At 72.3% G+C, this 14,355-nt stretch carries 16 protein-coding genes; 8 read left to right on the top strand and 8 right to left on the bottom strand.

Annotation, left to right across the window (positions count from 1 at the left end):
• Positions 1-4 precede the first annotated feature (4 nt).
• From ABD374_RS21185 to ABD374_RS21175, 3 genes are read right to left on the bottom strand one after another with little or no spacing between them, the layout of a single operon-like run.
• The gene (locus ABD374_RS21185; RefSeq protein ID WP_344497147.1) at positions 5-787 is read right to left on the bottom strand and encodes an SDR family NAD(P)-dependent oxidoreductase; all 783 of its coding nucleotides are present in this window, start codon (positions 785-787) and stop codon (positions 5-7) included.
• A complete protein-coding gene (locus tag ABD374_RS21180) occupies positions 784-2,526 on the bottom strand; it encodes a phytoene desaturase family protein (protein WP_344497146.1) in 1,743 nt (580 codons plus the stop codon). Before ABD374_RS21180 ends, ABD374_RS21185 begins: the two co-directional genes overlap by 4 nt.
• Entirely contained in the window at positions 2,523-3,527 is a 1,005-nt protein-coding gene (locus ABD374_RS21175; RefSeq protein ID WP_344497145.1) for an ACP S-malonyltransferase, read from the bottom strand. The genes ABD374_RS21180 and ABD374_RS21175 overlap by 4 nt, the downstream gene beginning before the upstream one ends.
• Before the next feature lie 275 nt (positions 3,528-3,802).
• Here ABD374_RS21175 and ABD374_RS21170 point away from each other — a divergent pair, with 275 nt between their 5' ends.
• The 5 genes from ABD374_RS21170 to ABD374_RS21150 all read left to right on the top strand — a co-directional run bounded on the left by ABD374_RS21170 (position 3,803) and on the right by ABD374_RS21150 (position 7,409).
• Positions 3,803-4,078 carry an acyl carrier protein gene (locus ABD374_RS21170; RefSeq protein ID WP_344497144.1) on the top strand — a complete coding sequence of 92 codons (276 nt, stop codon included), beginning with the start codon at positions 3,803-3,805 and terminating at the stop codon, positions 4,076-4,078.
• Entirely contained in the window at positions 4,071-5,303 is a 1,233-nt protein-coding gene (locus ABD374_RS21165) for a beta-ketoacyl-[acyl-carrier-protein] synthase family protein (RefSeq protein ID WP_344497143.1), read from the top strand. Before ABD374_RS21170 ends, ABD374_RS21165 begins: the two co-directional genes overlap by 8 nt.
• A complete protein-coding gene (locus tag ABD374_RS21160) occupies positions 5,300-6,436 on the top strand; it encodes a beta-ketoacyl synthase N-terminal-like domain-containing protein (RefSeq protein ID WP_344497142.1) in 1,137 nt (378 codons plus the stop codon). The genes ABD374_RS21165 and ABD374_RS21160 overlap by 4 nt, the downstream gene beginning before the upstream one ends.
• Before the next feature lie 149 nt (positions 6,437-6,585).
• Positions 6,586-6,990, top strand: a complete 405-nt coding sequence (locus tag ABD374_RS21155; RefSeq protein WP_344497141.1) for an FAS1-like dehydratase domain-containing protein — start codon at positions 6,586-6,588, stop codon at positions 6,988-6,990.
• Positions 6,987-7,409 carry a MaoC/PaaZ C-terminal domain-containing protein gene (locus ABD374_RS21150; RefSeq protein ID WP_344497140.1) on the top strand — a complete coding sequence of 141 codons (423 nt, stop codon included), beginning with the start codon at positions 6,987-6,989 and terminating at the stop codon, positions 7,407-7,409. Before ABD374_RS21155 ends, ABD374_RS21150 begins: the two co-directional genes overlap by 4 nt.
• Positions 7,410-7,508: 99 nt before the next feature.
• Here the strand turns inward: ABD374_RS21150 and ABD374_RS21145 are convergent, their stop codons facing one another.
• Genes ABD374_RS21145 through ABD374_RS21130 form a run of 4 tightly spaced genes read right to left on the bottom strand, consistent with a single transcriptional unit; the run spans position 7,509 to position 10,372 of the window.
• Positions 7,509-7,952 (bottom strand): ester cyclase, encoded by a 444-nt coding sequence (locus ABD374_RS21145; protein WP_344497139.1) that lies wholly within the window; start codon positions 7,950-7,952, stop codon positions 7,509-7,511.
• Between the two features lie 47 nt (positions 7,953-7,999).
• Complete coding sequence (fabG, locus tag ABD374_RS21140; protein WP_344497138.1) at positions 8,000-8,704, bottom strand: 3-oxoacyl-ACP reductase FabG; 705 nt, start codon at positions 8,702-8,704, stop codon at positions 8,000-8,002.
• A 4-nt stretch (positions 8,705-8,708) separates the two neighbouring features.
• Entirely contained in the window at positions 8,709-9,383 is a 675-nt protein-coding gene (locus ABD374_RS21135; protein WP_344497137.1) for an HAD-IA family hydrolase, read from the bottom strand.
• Positions 9,380-10,372: an AfsA-related hotdog domain-containing protein gene (locus ABD374_RS21130; protein ID WP_344497136.1), complete on the bottom strand. Its 993-nt coding sequence runs from the start codon at positions 10,370-10,372 to the stop codon at positions 9,380-9,382. Before ABD374_RS21130 ends, ABD374_RS21135 begins: the two co-directional genes overlap by 4 nt.
• Before the next feature lie 143 nt (positions 10,373-10,515).
• On the opposite strand from ABD374_RS21130, the gene ABD374_RS21125 reads away from it, so the two are divergent.
• The gene (locus ABD374_RS21125; protein ID WP_344497135.1) at positions 10,516-11,157 is read left to right on the top strand and encodes a MerR family transcriptional regulator; all 642 of its coding nucleotides are present in this window, start codon (positions 10,516-10,518) and stop codon (positions 11,155-11,157) included.
• A gap of 80 nt (positions 11,158-11,237) precedes the next feature.
• Here the strand turns inward: ABD374_RS21125 and ABD374_RS21120 are convergent, their stop codons facing one another.
• Positions 11,238-11,867, bottom strand: a complete 630-nt coding sequence (locus ABD374_RS21120) for a class I SAM-dependent methyltransferase (RefSeq protein ID WP_344497134.1) — start codon at positions 11,865-11,867, stop codon at positions 11,238-11,240.
• A 267-nt stretch (positions 11,868-12,134) separates the two neighbouring features.
• Here ABD374_RS21120 and ABD374_RS21115 point away from each other — a divergent pair, with 267 nt between their 5' ends.
• Both ABD374_RS21115 and ABD374_RS21110 read left to right on the top strand, forming a co-directional pair.
• The gene (locus ABD374_RS21115) at positions 12,135-12,776 is read left to right on the top strand and encodes a DedA family protein (RefSeq protein ID WP_344497133.1); all 642 of its coding nucleotides are present in this window, start codon (positions 12,135-12,137) and stop codon (positions 12,774-12,776) included.
• Between the two features lie 103 nt (positions 12,777-12,879).
• On the top strand, positions 12,880-14,337 hold the full coding sequence (locus tag ABD374_RS21110) for an MFS transporter (protein WP_344497132.1): 1,458 nt from the start codon (positions 12,880-12,882) through the stop codon (positions 14,335-14,337).
• The last annotated feature ends 18 nt before the right edge of the window (positions 14,338-14,355 follow it).

Below are 14,355 nucleotides of genomic sequence, written 5' to 3'. Positions count from 1 at the left end.
GAGGTCAGGAGGTACCGAGGCCGCCGCAGACGTTGAGTGTCTGGGCGGTGATCGAAGCGGCGGTGTCGGTGGTCAGATAGCCGACCAGGCCCGCGACCTCCGCGGGGGTGGAGTAGCGGCCGAGCGGGATCTTCGACCGGAACGTCTTCAGGGCCGCTTCCTCACCGATGCCGTACGCCGCCGCGTACTCCCGCCGGATCCGGCGGGCCGTGGGTGTCTCGACGTGCCCGGGGCAGACGGCGTTGACCGTGATGCCGGTGGGCGCCAGTTCGTTGGCGAGCGCCTTGGTGAAGCCGATGACGCCGTGCTTGGAGGCCGAGTAGGGGGTGCCGAGGACGTCGTCCCGCGTGCCGTCGGTGGAAGCGATGTTGATGATCCGGCCGCGCTTCTTGTCGCGCATGCCTCCGGCGGTGAGCACCTCGCGGGTCATCAGGAAGACGCTGTTGAGATTGGTGTCGAGCACGTCGAACCACATCTCGTCCGTGAGCTCGGCGGTGCTGCCGCCGCCGCAGCGGCCCGCGTTGTTCACCAGGACGTCGACCGTGCCGAAACGGTCGACGGCGTGCCGCACCACGCGCCGGATGTCGTCGCGGTCGCGGACGTCGCCCGCCGTCCCGTCCACGTCCAGGGCCTCCGCCTGGAGCTCCCTGACCGTGGCCGCGACGGTGCGGGCGGTGCGCGCGCACAGGAAGACCTGGTGGCCACAGGCGGCGAGCGCGCGGGTGACCGCCAGGCCGATGCCACTGGTGGCGCCGGTGACGACGGCCACTTTCGGAGTCAGGCTCATCGGCTCTTCCCCAGGGCGGGCTCGAGACCCGGGCGGGTTCCCGGTCCGGTGCGGACGAGCCGGTCCTGGTCGCCGCGGGAGACCTCCAGCGGGTCCCAGTCCGCGCGGCGCTCCGGCAGCGCCGCCGGGTCGCCCAGGGTGGTGCCGCTGTGCACCTCGTGCATCAGGCGACGGCCCAGGATCTGGCCGGCGCAGGCGATGCCGCTGACCGCCGAACCGGTGATGCCGTTCCCGTACCGGGTGTTGGCTCCGGCGACGTACAGGCCCTCGACGAAGGTCGCCGTGTCGGGCCGGGCTCCGGCGGCGCCCCAGTGCGCCATTCCGAACGGCGTGCCACCGGTGGAGTGCGTGTACCGCTCGTGGGTGAGCGGCGTCGCGGTTTCCAGATGCGTGATGTGGCCCCGGAACGGCCCGAGCGCCTCCTCGGCCGCGTCCAGCACGGCCTCGGTGAGCCGGGCCTTCTCCGCCCGGTACGCCGGATTGCGGCGGTACTTCTCGCCGTCGGCCGGGCCCGCCGTGACGCCCCAGCGTTCGAAACCGGGAGGACACAGCGTCATCAGCTGGAAGTTGGAATGGCCCGGCGGGCAGATCCGCCGGGTGACGGGGTCCTTGCCGGAGGCGAACGAGGCGAAGAGGAAATCGGCTGTGTCCGTGCCCCCCGAAGAGGTGTCCCCGGAAGCGGAGCCGGCGTCCGCGCCGGCGCGCAGACCGGCGTAGAACCGCTCGATGTCGTCGCTCCGGTACCACCACAGATTGGCGTGCTGCTCGATGTCGATGTCGAGCGCGACGTACACGGTCGCCCAGGGCAGCGCCATCCGGGCGTCCCGCGTCTTGGCGGCGAGCCTGCGCGGCAGCCGTTCCTCGCCGACCAGCCCGAGCATCGTCCGCCGGTAGTCGGCGTTGGACACCACGACCGGCGCCAGTGCCCGGCTGCCGTCGGCGAGTTCGACACCCCGGGTCCGCCCGTCGCCGACCGTGATCCGGCTGACCCTGCTGTACGTGCGCAGGGCGCCGCCGTACGCGCGGACGACCTCCAGCAGTCCGGCGGCCAGGGTCTGGCCGCCGCCCTCCGGGTAGTACGCGCCGCGCACGTAGTGGTCGGTGACCGTGGCGTGCAGGGCGACGGTCGCCTCGTCGGGCGCCATCCCGTAGTTGGGGGACTGGGCGGCGAGCAGCGTCCGGGCGCGGGTGGACAGACCGCAGTGGGCGAAGAGCTCGGCGAGCGTACGCCGCCCCCAGGCCACCGACTGCGGCGCGTGCTGCGGCAGGTCGGACATCGGCACGTCGCCGGGGGCGACGATCGCGTCCCGTCGCTCCGCGCCCAGCCCGGACACGACGCCCAGGAAGGTGTCGATGCCGGGCGCGTCCGCGGGGCACGCCTCGTGCAGCCGCCTGCGGTACGTCTCCCAGTCGGCCGGCATGTCCAGGGTGGCCCCCGGAATCACGATGCGGTCGAAACCGCCCGGGTCCATCTCCCGGTAGCGCAGCCGGTCGCGCAGGCCGAGACCGTTCAGGATGGCGGGGAGCAGGCCGTCGGAGCCGCAGTCGCCGAGGTAGTGCACGCCGACGTCGAACTCGTACGCGCGGCGCCTGCGGAAGACGTGGCTGTTGCCGCCCGCGACGCCGCCCTGCTCGGTGACGAGCACCCGCTTGCCGGCGACCGCGAGGTAGGCGGCGCAGACGAGCCCGCCGATCCCCGAGCCGACGACGATCGCGTCCCAGTGCTCCTCGGCGCTCACGCGGCACTCCGTACCGAGGAGGTGCGCAGCGAAGGCGTCGCCGCGTCCACCGTCGAGGAGTCCGCGGCGGACGGCGCCGGCGCGGGCACGGCGACCAGCTGGCCCGGTTCGGAGATCGTCAGCCGGGAGACCTGAGGGGTGATCTTGCGGGCGAGACCGGTGAGCGTACGGCCGGGGCCGATCTCCACGAACATGTCGCAGTACAGCTCGTCGGCCATCGTGCGTACCGACTCCGCCCAGCGCACCGGCCCGGTGATCTGCTGCCCGAGCCGGTGCGGCCAGGCATCGGTGCCGCGGTGCGGTCGGGCGTCCACATTGGCCACGACCGGCGCGTGGCCGGGGCGGAACTCCGCGCTCAGCGCCGCGCGGGCGAACGCGTGGGCCGCGGGCCGCATCAGGGGCGTGTGGAAGGCGCCGCCCACCGGAATCGACACGATCCGGAGCGCGCCCAGGGCCTGCGCCGCCCCGGCGCACCGGGCGACCGATCCGCTCTCACCGGAGATGACGCTCTGCTGCGGCGAGTTGAGGTTGGCCACCCACACCCGGCCGCCGTCGTCGCGGACCCCCACCGCCGCCTGCTCCACGAGCTCCGGGGACAGGCCGAGCACCACGGCCATGGTGCCGGGCTCCGTGGCACACGCCGTGCGCATCGCCTCGCCGCGCGCGGCGACCAGCCGTACACCGTCGTCGAAACCGACGACTCCGGCGGCCACCAGCGCCGCGTACTCCCCGAGGCTGTGACCGGCGCACACGACGGGGCGCCTGGCGGCGGGCAGCGCATGACGCACCTCGTGGAGGATCACCATCTCCAGGACGAAAGTGGCCAGCTGGGCGTTGTCCGTACGGCGCAGGGCTTCCTCGTCCGCGTGCAGCAGCAGCTCGACGACATCGCGCCCGGACACCTCGGCCGCCCGCTCCGCCAGGAACCAGCCGGGCCGGCCCGCCCAGGGGCGCCCCATCCCGGGCTGCTGTGCTCCCTGGCCGGGGAATGTCAAGGCCAATCGTGGACCGCTCATCGTGGCTTCTCCCGTCTCCAGCCGAATCTCCTCCGATTCGAGCAAGGGCAATGGTGGCAGCGGGATTTGAAAGGCGTATGGAGGGCAGATAAAAGCGTCGAGGGCGGTTCATGAATGGGCCGGGTATCACTTTCGGGGAATGCCGTGTCTCTTTGGTGCGGCCCCTCTTGCTGCCCGGACTCCGAGCCGCTTACGTTCCTCTCGTCTTGCCCCGCGACAGCGGAAACGGCCCGCGACGGCGGAAAACGAGAGGTAGACGCATGACTCAGCAGACTGTGGCAACGGCGGCCGACTTCCAGGAGCAGGTGAGCCGGATCGTCATTGAGGAACTGGAGCTGGAGGAGGGCGAACTCACCGGGAGCGGCCACTTCATCGACGACTACGACAGTGATTCCCTGTCGCTCATCACCGTCGTTTCCAGGATCGAAAAGGAATTGGGAGTGGCCATTCCCAAGACGGAACTCGGCGACCTGGTGAACCTGAGCCTTCTCGTCGAGGCCGTCGTCCAGCACGCAGCGGAGAGCAACCATGGCTGAGCTTCCTTCGGCGCCACGGCGCCGGGTGGTCATCACCGGACTCGGCGCGGTGTCGCCGGTCGGCATCGGCGCGGACGTCTTCGCGTCCGCCGTCCGGGCCGGCGCCGACGGCACCGCGCCGATCCAGAGCTTCGACGCGAGCGGCTTCCCGCGCCGTCGGGCGGGCGAGGTCACCGACTTCGAGCCCACCGACCACCTCAAGCGCCTCGACCCGGCGGCATGGGGCCGCAGCGGCCTGCTGGCGGCCGCGGCCGCCCGGCTCGCCGTCGCGGACGCCGGGATCGGCGAGGAGCAGCTGGAGCAGGGCCGGGCCGGGGCGATCATGGGGACCACCAGTGGTGAGTCCGCCGTCGTCCAGGCGCTCGCCGAGCAGTGGGTCGCCGACGGGCTGGAGTCCATCGACGGCGAGCTGGCCGGGCAGACCCCGGCCTCGCGCATCGCCAACGCGGTGAGCGCCGAACTGCGCCTGCACGGCGAGACCCAGACCATTCCCACCGCCTGTTCGGCCAGCAACTACGCACTGGGTTACGCCTACGACCTGGTGCGCAGCGGCGAGGCGGACGTGATGCTGGCGGGCGGCGCGGACGCCGTCAACCGGCTCACCCACGCCGGCTTCTACGCGCTCGGCGCCATGGCCGAGGACCTGCCGCGCCCCTTCGCCGCCGACCGCACCGGCATCCTCACCGGAGAGGGCGGCGCCGTACTGCTCCTGGAGACACTGGAGCACGCACGGGAGCGCGGGGCCCGCGTCTACGCGGAGATCCTCGGATACGCCGCCAACTGCGACGCCACGCACATGGTGCACCCCGACGCGGCCAGCATCGCCGCGTGCATCCGCGCCGCCCACCGCAACGCCGGCGTCGAGCCGGAGCAGATCGACTACATCTGTGCCCACGGCACGGGCACCCCGACCAACGACACGACCGAAGTGGCCGCCGCCCGCGAGGTCTTCGGCGATCGCATACCGCCGATCAGCTCCATCAAGTCGATGCTCGGCCACACCATGGGCGCGGCCAGCGGCTTCGGCGCGATCGCCTGCTGCAAGGCGCTGGAGCAGGACTTCCTGCCGCCCACCGCCAATGTCACCGAGGCGGACCCCGCGCTGGGCGACGGCGTGGACTGCGTACCGGGCACCGGCCGCGAGGCCCGCCTGGACATCGTGCAGAACCACGGGTTCGCGTTCGGCGGCAACAACGTCATCACCATCCTCGGGAGGGTTTCGTGACCACGGCGACCGCCACAGCGGCCGCGGCCGCGACACGGACGGCCACCCGGCCGCTCTACGTCACCAGCGCCGGCGTCGTCTCCTCGGCCGGTCACGGCCTCGCCGCGCTCGCCGGGCTGCTGCGCTCCGGCGCCGGGCCGGCCGGGGAGCCGGCCGGCGAGGGCGGGGCCGCGTACCCGCCCCGTCCGGTCCGGGCCGTCGACGGCTTCGACGTGAAGGCGCACCTGGGCCGCAAGGGCACCAAGTACCTGGACCGGCTCACCTCCTTCGGCCTGGTGGCCTGCAAGGAGGCCATCGAGGGCATGGACGCCGCCGAGGTCGCGGGGGACCGCACCGGCGTCGTACTGGCGACCAACACCGGTTCCGTCTCCAGCCACAGCGCCCTGCTGCACGACACGCTGACCCTGGACAAGCCGTACCTGGTCAACCCGGGCCAGTTCCCGAACACGGTGATGAACTGCGCCGCCGGACAGGTCGCCATCCGCAACGGACTGCGCGGCCTCAACGCCACGGTGGCCGGCGGCCAGACCGCCTCGCTGCTCGCCTTCCGGCACGCGCGTCTGGCTCTCACGCTCGACCGCGTCGACCGGCTGCTGGTGGGCGGCGCCGAGGAGCTCAGCGCCCCCGCGGCCTGGGCCTGGCACCGGACCGGGGCGCTGAAGGAGCGGGCGGCGCTCGGCGAGGGCTGCGCGGTGTTCACGGTGCAGCGGGAGGCACCGGCGGACGACGCGGACGTACTGGCCGAACTGCTCGCCTGCGAGGTGCGCTTCTCCGCCGACGCGCGGGACTACGCCGACGGCCTGACCGGGGCCGTCACCCGCGCCCTGGACCGCAGTGGGGTCCGCCCGGAGGAGGTGGACGTCGTCTCCCTCGGCGCCGTCCACCACCGTGGTCTGGAGCGGATCGAGGAGCGCGGTGTGCGGGCCGCGCTGGGCGGCGGCGGGCTGCCGCGCACCGTACGGGTCGCCGATGTGCTCGGTGAGACGTACAGCGCCAGTGGTGCGATGCAGCTCGCCGCCCTGCTCGCCCTGTGGCAGGCCGAACCGCCGGCCGAGCGGGTGTACGCGCTGGTCACCTCGGTCGGCCGGGACGGGAACGCGGCCGCGATGGTGGTGCGCAGCCCGCTTCGTTGACCACCCGGGTCCGGCCCCGGACCACCCCGGCCACTTCCCTTCCCCTCCGGCCCCCCTTCCCCCCGGACAGCAGCGGCGCCCGTGATCTCTCCCTCCACGGGCGCCGCCGCATGTCTGCCCGTCCGACCGAAGACAAGGAGACCTGTCCCATGAACACGTCCTACGCCGGGCGGAGTTACCCGCCCACCGAGCCCTACGAAGTCGGCCGCGAGAAGATCCGCGAGTTCGCGCTCGCCGTCGGCTCCGACCCCGGCGACGGGCGCACCGCGCCCCCGACCTTCCCCATCGTGCTGTCGATGCACGCCGAGAAGCAGGTGGTGGACGACCCCGGCTTCGGCTTCGACTTCTCCCGCGTGGTCCACCGCGACCAGCGGTTCGACTCGGTGCGCCCGGTCAGGTCCGGCGACCGGCTCACCGTCACCGTCGAGGTGGTCGCCGCGGACACCGTCGACGGCAACGACGTCGTGACCCTGCGCGGCCACATCCGCGAGGCGGACGGCGGAGCGCCGGTGTGCACCACGACGTCGACGCTCGTCTCGCGAGGTGGGCGATGACGGTCACGGGCGAGCGGATTCCCACCCGCACCTTCCGCATCACCCGCACCGATCTGGTGCGTTACGCCGCTGCCTCAGGCGACCACAACCCCATCCACTGGTCGGATTCCCGCGCCGCGGCCGTCGGCCTGCCCGGCGTCATCGCGCACGGCATGCTCAGCATGGGACTGGTGGCCACCGCCGTCACCGACTGGGCGGGCGAGGGCGCGGCCGTCAGTGAGTACAGCACCCGTTTCAGCCGTCCCGTGCTGGTGCCCGACACCGCCGAGGGGGTGGAACTCACCGTCGAGGGCACGGTCGGCGAGATCCGGGCGGACGGATCGGTGCGCGTCGACCTGACGGTGCGCTGCGGCGCGTCGAAGGTGCTGGCGCGGACCCGGGCCGTACTGGCGCCGGCTGCCTCGGCGACGCACAGCTGAGGGACGTACAGCTGAAGGACGTACACCTGGGAGCGCGTCCGCAACGCGAGGACCGCCGGCCCCCGAGGGGGCCGGCGGTCCGTCCGTGCGTGGGGCCGGTCAGGCCTGAGTGCCCGCCGGGGGCAGCTTCAGCTCGACGGCGCCGATCTGCGCGAGCAGGAACAGGTCCTGGCGGCAGGCCCAGTGCTCGTGGACGAGGCCGTCCTCACCGACGCGGTAGATGTGGATGTGCTCGACGTCCACCTTGTTGCCGGTGCCCTCGAAGCCGAGGAAGTTGCCGGTGTGGATGCCGGTGAACCGGACCCGGATGACGGCCTTGTCGCCGTCCGCGAAGCTGTCGATGTGGTCCCAGGCGGCCTCGGAGAACACGCTGTTCATCCAGCGGGCGGTGCCGAGGTAGCCGGCGGGACCGCCGGGGGTGCCGGGCGGGGCCTCGTAGTCGACGAAGTCCGGGGCGACGAGCTCGTGGGCGACCTTCTCGTCCAGGTCGTTGAAGATCTTGCCCATCTGCTGGGCGATCTCCAGCACGGTGGCGTTGGACATGGGTTTCCTTCCTTGGGAACGGGGGTGGGGCGGGGGTGCGGGGGGTGTCAGTGGCCGACGCCGAGACCGCCGGTGACCGGGATGATCCCGGCGGTGACGTACGAGGCCTCCTCGCTGGCGAGGAAGCGCACGACGTGGGCGACCTCGTCGGGCCGGCCGGCCCGGAAGAGCGAGGTCTGCCCGAGGACGTGCTCGCGGCGGGCGTCGGTGACGTCCTTGACCATGTCGGTCTCGATCAGGCCGGGCGAGACCATGTTGACCGTGACGTTCCGCTTGCCCACCTCACGGGCGAGCGAGCGGCCGAAACCGATCAGGCCGGCCTTGGACGCCGCGTAGTTGGTCTGGCCGGGGGCGCCGGCCAGCGCGCTCATCGACGTCATGAACACCACACGGCCCCAGCGGGCCTTGAGCATGTCCGGGACGACCTCCTTGGCCACCGTGACGGCGGACATCAGGTTGGTCTCGATGACGCTGCGGAAGTCCTCGTCCTCCATGCCGACCAGCAGCTGGTCGCGGGTGATCCCGGCGTTGGAGACCAGTACCTGGATGGGACCGTGCTGGCTGCGGGCCTCGTCGACGGCGCGGCGTACGGAATCGGGGTCCGTCACGTCGCAGCGCACGCCGAACAGCCCCTCGGGCGGCTCCCCCGTGCGGTAGGTGACGGTGACCTTGTCGCCCTGGTCGGCGAAAACGCGGGCGGTGGCGAGGCCGATGCCCCGGTTCCCGCCGGTGATGAGCACGGAACGGCTCACGGAATCAGTTCCCTTCTGCTGCTGGTGAGGTGTCTGAGGCGGACAGCAGCTCGTCGAGCCGCTCCACCGCCGCCGCGGTATCGGTGAAGTGCACGGCGGTCCAGCCGGCCGCCTCGGCCCCCGCGCAGTTGTGCGCGAGGTCGTCGACGAGCACGCAGCGCCCGGCCGGCACCCCGGCCCGCTCGGCGGCGAGCGCGAACATGCCGGGCGACGGTTTGCGGTGACCCGCCTCGAAGGACAGGAGTACGTCGTCGAAGAGCTCGTCCGGGTCGACCATGCGGCGCCAGTGCGCGTCCCAGGTCGGCACCATGTTGGAGAGCATCCCGACGAAGGCACCGCGCTCGCGCGCCTTGCGCAGCGCCGCGACCCAGGCGAGGTTCGTCTCGCGGCCGTCGAACCAGGCGTCGGCGAGGGTCGTCAGCCGTACGCCGTGCACGCCGTGATCGGCCGCGAGCACCTCGGAGACCTGGCCGAGCCACTCCTCCTCGCTCACGAGGGGGGTGTCGATCGGCTCCATGATGTCGGTGGTGCCGTACCGCGCCGTCACCTTCCCCAGCGCCTGCTGGAGCACCGCGGGGTCGAGGCCCTGGCCGGCGCAGAAGGTGCCCATGGTGTGAGCGATGGACGGGGTCAGTACGCCGCCGAAGTCGGTCCAGACGGCCAGGCGTTCGGTGCTCACAGTTCACTCCCGGAGGCGAGGGTCACGGTCACCCGGGCGATCTCGGCGTCGCCCTGGAGGAAGCGGACCGGCACCTCGCCGCGGCCGCCGTCCAGGCGCGGCCGGGGCGCGGCGGCCCGTACGGTCTCGTCCAGTTCGGCGAAGCGGGAGAACCGGGCCTCGAAGCCGACGGCGTACGTCGACAGCGGCTCGTCCACCGCCAGGAACGACAGCTGACGGGCGGCCTCGACGAGGGTCATGGCCGGCAGGTGGTCGTAGACGTGGTCGAACAGTCCCCGGTTGGCGAACCACGGGGTGACCCGGGCGGCCACTTCCGCGGGGGAGCTCTCGGCCCGGGACAGCACGACGTTGAGCGGGTTGCCGCGGCCCACCCGGGCCGGTTCGACCTGCCGGGAGCCGTCGGCGCCCGCACCCTGGCCGGGGAAGTCGGAGGTGAGGGGGGCCGGCGTGCCGCGCTGGGCGTGCCGGAGCACCTCGTTCTCGTGCTGGTTGATGAAGAGCACGTCCATCTCGTGCTCCCCCACCTCGGTGTCCCCGATGTAGAAGCGCTGGGCGACCTTGCCCTTGCGGTAGCGGCCGCGCCGGGTGGGGCGTCCGATGTAGTCGGTGTCGATGCGCAGCCGGCCGGGCTCGGACCCGATCAGCAGCTCCTTGAGCCCGGTCAGGGACAGCCGGAAGGAGTCGACGATCATCGTGGTGCCCTCGGAGAGGCCGATGTGGGTGTGCGAACCGGCGATGGCCGCCTGCCGTCCCGATTCCAGCAGCAGCAGGGCGTCGTACAGGGCGGGCCGCTGCAGATGATCGCTGTAGTAGCCGTGGATGAGCGGTAGCTGCACCGCTGCGCGCACCTTCTTGAGGGCCAGCGGGAGGATGTCCGTGACGAAGACCTCGGACACCGCGGCCCGGTGCACCAGCGAGCGGTCGACGGTGCGTCCGTAACTGAGCTCGACGGGTGCCGAAGGAATCTCCGGGGCCGTTTGTGTGGTCATACCTGTTCCTTTGGAATCGGGTACCGGTACGGAGAGCCTCGCAGCGCCGGATGGAGCCGGGGTCGAGCGCGAATTCAAGCGCGATAAAAGAGGGGAATTCGCGAGGGGGCCGGGCGGGTTGCGGGTCCGGTTATGCTCGGGGGATGCGTATTGGAGAGCTGGCGCGGCGCACCGGAGTTCCGGTTCCCACCATCAAGTACTACCTGCGGGAGGGGCTGCTGCCTGCCGGCGAGCGCACCAGCCCGAACCAGGTGCAGTACGCCGACGCGCACGTGCGCAGGCTGAAGCTCGTCCGCGCGATGCTGGAGGTCGGCGGCCTGTCCATCGTGGCCGCCCGCGAGGTGCTCGCCGAGGTCGACTCCCCGGCCCGTACGGTCCACGGCATGCTCGGCGCCGCCCAGTCCGCGGTCACCAGGATCACGGCGAACCGCGGCACCGAGGAGGAGTGGGAGCGGGCGGAGCGCGAGGTCGCCGAACTGGTACGGCGCCACGGCTGGGCGACGAAACCGGACAACCCGGGGTGGAAGGCGCTGGTCCAGATCGTGCTGACGTACCGGGACCTGGACCGGGGCGATCTGCTGGCCCTGCTCGACGGGTACGCCGAGGCGGCCGCCGAGCTGGCCACCGCCGAGCTGGCCGTCCTGGCGCAGGTGCCCAGCACCGACGGCAAGGTGGAGAGCGCGGTGCTCGGCACGGTCCTGGGCGACGCGGCGATGGCGGCACTGCGCAGGATCGCCCAGGAGGACGCTTCCCGGCGGGTGCAGCGGCAGCCGCACTCCGCCTAGCCCGGCTGCCGGGACCTCGGGCGGAACCTCGGGCCCGTCTGCCGCCCGCCGTCCGCCGTCCGCAGCGTGCCGGCGCGGGCTCAGCCGATGTACGCCGTGCTGGCCAGCGGCGCCAGGTGGTGCACCCGGGCCGGCGGCAGGTTGCCCAGCACCGTTTCGGTGCGGAAGGCGTGGCTGCGCAGCGTCCGGCCCACCACGGCCTGGACCGCGAGCGTCCGTTCGCGCGCCGCGCCCCGGGTGAACGCCCTGCGCAGCGGCGGCACTCCGGCGTAGGCGAAGAACGACAGGGTGCCGCCGGGACGCAGGGCGCCGATCAGCCGGTCGAAGATGTCCTGCGCGGTCGCCGCGTCGAAGTTCGCGAACGGCAGGCCGCACACGATCGTGTCGTACGAGCCGAGTTCGTGCTCCTGCACCAGGCCGGTCAGCAGCCGCAACCGCTGTTCGTGGCGGTAGGTGCGCGCCAGCAGGGCGGCGAAGCGCGGGTTCGCCTCGACGAGGTCGAGGGTGTCCAGCCGGCCGAGCGAGGCGGCGATGTGCCTGGTCACGGCGCCCGTCCCCGGGCCGACCTCGAGGACCGCGCGCGGCCGGTCGGCGGAGGGCACCACGTAGCGGGTCAGCTCTCTGGCGAGCAGGGGGCTGCTGGGGGCGATGGCCCCGGTGTCCCGGCGGGTCCGGGCGAACTCCCTGAGGAACAGCGTCACGTCCGTCATGGCCTCTCCTGCGTCATGGGGCCGCACCCCTCGGTGCGTACGGCGGCACCGAGGTGCTGCGCCGAAAGTGATAGTGCAACTATCGATAGTCTAAGTTATGGTTGTTGAGGAGTTGCCGGTGGACCGTGCCCTCCGGACCGCGACATCGACGCTAGTGGGCCTGTGACCAGGGGTCATGACCCACCAACGATCCGGCGGATGTCTCCAAAGGAGCATTGCGCCGACCGACTTGAGGGCCTCCGTAAGCGGCGGCATGAGGGGCAGACCATGGACTTCGCATCGCTCGTGGGATGGATCGACATCACGTCCGGACTGACGGCCCGCATGGCCGGGGCCGCCTGCTGGGCGTACGCGATCCTGGCGGTCACGACGCTGCCGCCGCTGCTGCCCAACGCCGCGCTCCTCGTCACCGGCGGGATGCTCGCCGCCCGGGGCGAGATGTCACTGACGCTCGTGCTCCTCTCGGTGGCCGGCAGCGCCCTGCTCGGCGACCTCCTCATCCACCGTTTCGGCTGGTCGGCGGGGGGATCGGTACGCCGCCGCGTGGCTTCCCGCAAGCGCCAGGGCGAGCTCTTCGACTGGGCCGCCGGGCGCGTGCAGCGCGGCGGCATCCCGTTCGTGATCGGCGTGCGCTTCCTGCCGAGCGGACGGCTGCTCGGTGGCCTCGCGGCAGGCGCCGCGGGCTACCCCGTCCACAAGTTCGCGATCGGCGCGGCCCTGGCGGAGGCGGTCTGGGCGGCGTACTCGGTGGGCGTCGGCTACTTCGGCGGCGCGATGAGCGACGACCCGGTCGTCTCGGTCGCCCTCGGGCTCGGGCTCTCGCTCGCGGTGGGCGCGGTCGCCTGGCTCGCCCAGCGGCGTACCGCGGTGCCGGCCGCCGCGAACACCTCTGCCTCCAAAGAGACATGAGGGATTCCACCTCGCGTGAATATCCCTCCCCCGACGCCACTGAAATGCTCGCATTGCCGCTCTGCCGAGTCGCTCTGCTGAGAAAAGGAAGCCTGAGGCTGACGTGTCGCACAAGAATTCAGCGGTGCTGTGGGCACTTCTGGCCACATCGGTCCCCATGTTCATGGTGTCGCTCGACAACCTCGTCGTCACCAACGCGCTGGCGGACATCGCCCGTGATTTCCGTACCACCCAGCCCGAACTCCAATGGGTCGTGAACGGCTATGTGCTGCCTTTCGCGGGACTGCTGCTGGCCGGCGCCGCGCTGGGCGACCGCATCGGCCGCCGCCGGGTGTTCGTCTGGGGCGTCGTCCTGTTCACCGCCGCCTCCGCCGCCTGCGCCCTCGCGGGCTCCATCGGTGAACTGGTCGCCGCGCGGGTGGCGCAGGGCGCGGGCGCCGCCATGATCCTGCCGGTCTCGCTGACGCTGGCGGTGGCCGCCGTCACGGAGAAGCGGCGCAATCTGGCGGTGGGGGTCTGGGGCGGGGTCAACGGGCTCGGCATCGCGTTCGGCCCGCTGGCCGGCGGCCTCGTGACGGAGGGCCTGGACTGGAGCTGGATCTTCTGGATCAACGTTCCGGTGGGGGTGATCGCCGTTCCGCTGGCGCTCTGGGCCCTCAAGGAGAGCAGGGGCGTCCAGCGCCACCTCGACATCGCCGGGATGACGCTCGTCGCCGGGGCCGTGGTCGCCGCCGTATGGGGCGTCGTACAGGCCGCGGAGCACGGCTGGAGCCACCGGGGCGCCCTGCTCGGCCTGGCGGCCGCCGCCGCGCTGCTGGCCGGCTTCGTCGTCTGGGAACGCCGCACGAGCCGCCCGCTCGTGCCGCTGCGCCTGTACCGGCTCCCCGCCTTCCTGCTCAGCAACGCGGTTTCCCTGGCCATGTACTTCGGGGTCTTCGGTTCCATCTTCTTCCTCGCGCAGTTCATGCAGGGCCCGATGGGCTACTCGCCCTTCGAGGCCGGCCTGCGCACCCTGCCCTGGACCGCGGCGCCCATGGCGGTGGTGCCCCTGGCGAGCCTGCTGGTGGACCGGATCGGCGGCGGAGTCCTCCAGGCGCTGGGCTGCGCTCTGCAGGCCGTCGCCCTGGCCTGGTTCGCGCTGGTCATCGGCCCCGGACTGGCGTACGCGGCGATGGTGGTCCCCATGGTGCTGGCGGGCGTCGGCATGGGGCTGGTCTTCGCCGCCAACCCCGCCACCGTGATCGCCTCCGTGGAGGAGAGCGAGCACAACACGGCGTCCGGCGTGAACAACACCGTCCGGGAGTTCGGCGGAGCGCTGGGCATCGCCGTACTGACGACGGTGTTCACCCACGGCTCGGCCGGCCACGTGGCAGCCGGACCGCGGGCCGGGGCGGCGGCGTTCACCGCCGGTCTGCAGCCCGCCCTGTGGCTCGGCGCCCTCGTGGTCGCGCTCGGCGCGGTCGCCGCGCTGCTGATCCGCCGCCCGCGGCAGAAGCCCGTGGCAGGAGACCCGCCCCCCGGACCGCAGGCTCGCAGCGCCGAGCTCGCGGCCGCCGAATGACACCACGAGCGGCGCCCC

The sequence above is a fragment of the Streptomyces enissocaesilis genome, from assembly GCF_039533765.1.
Taxonomy (GTDB): Bacteria; Actinomycetota; Actinomycetes; order Streptomycetales; family Streptomycetaceae; genus Streptomyces; species Streptomyces enissocaesilis.
This window is presented reverse-complemented; position numbering and strand designations above follow the sequence as displayed.

Coding starts and splice junctions, on each gene's coding strand:
- ABD374_RS21130 (WP_344497136.1), bottom strand. CDS start 10,372: ATGACCACACAAACGGCCCCGGAGATTCCTTCGGCACCCGTCGAGCTC.
- ABD374_RS21145 (WP_344497139.1), bottom strand. CDS start 7,952: ATGTCCAACGCCACCGTGCTGGAGATCGCCCAGCAGATGGGCAAGATC.
- ABD374_RS21185 (WP_344497147.1), bottom strand. CDS start 787: ATGAGCCTGACTCCGAAAGTGGCCGTCGTCACCGGCGCCACCAGTGGC.
- ABD374_RS21155 (WP_344497141.1), top strand. CDS start 6,586: ATGAACACGTCCTACGCCGGGCGGAGTTACCCGCCCACCGAGCCCTAC.
- ABD374_RS21150 (WP_344497140.1), top strand. CDS start 6,987: ATGACGGTCACGGGCGAGCGGATTCCCACCCGCACCTTCCGCATCACC.
- ABD374_RS21170 (WP_344497144.1), top strand. CDS start 3,803: ATGACTCAGCAGACTGTGGCAACGGCGGCCGACTTCCAGGAGCAGGTG.
- ABD374_RS21165 (WP_344497143.1), top strand. CDS start 4,071: ATGGCTGAGCTTCCTTCGGCGCCACGGCGCCGGGTGGTCATCACCGGA.
- ABD374_RS21115 (WP_344497133.1), top strand. CDS start 12,135: ATGGACTTCGCATCGCTCGTGGGATGGATCGACATCACGTCCGGACTG.
- ABD374_RS21120 (WP_344497134.1), bottom strand. CDS start 11,867: ATGACGGACGTGACGCTGTTCCTCAGGGAGTTCGCCCGGACCCGCCGG.
- ABD374_RS21125 (WP_344497135.1), top strand. CDS start 10,516: ATGCGTATTGGAGAGCTGGCGCGGCGCACCGGAGTTCCGGTTCCCACC.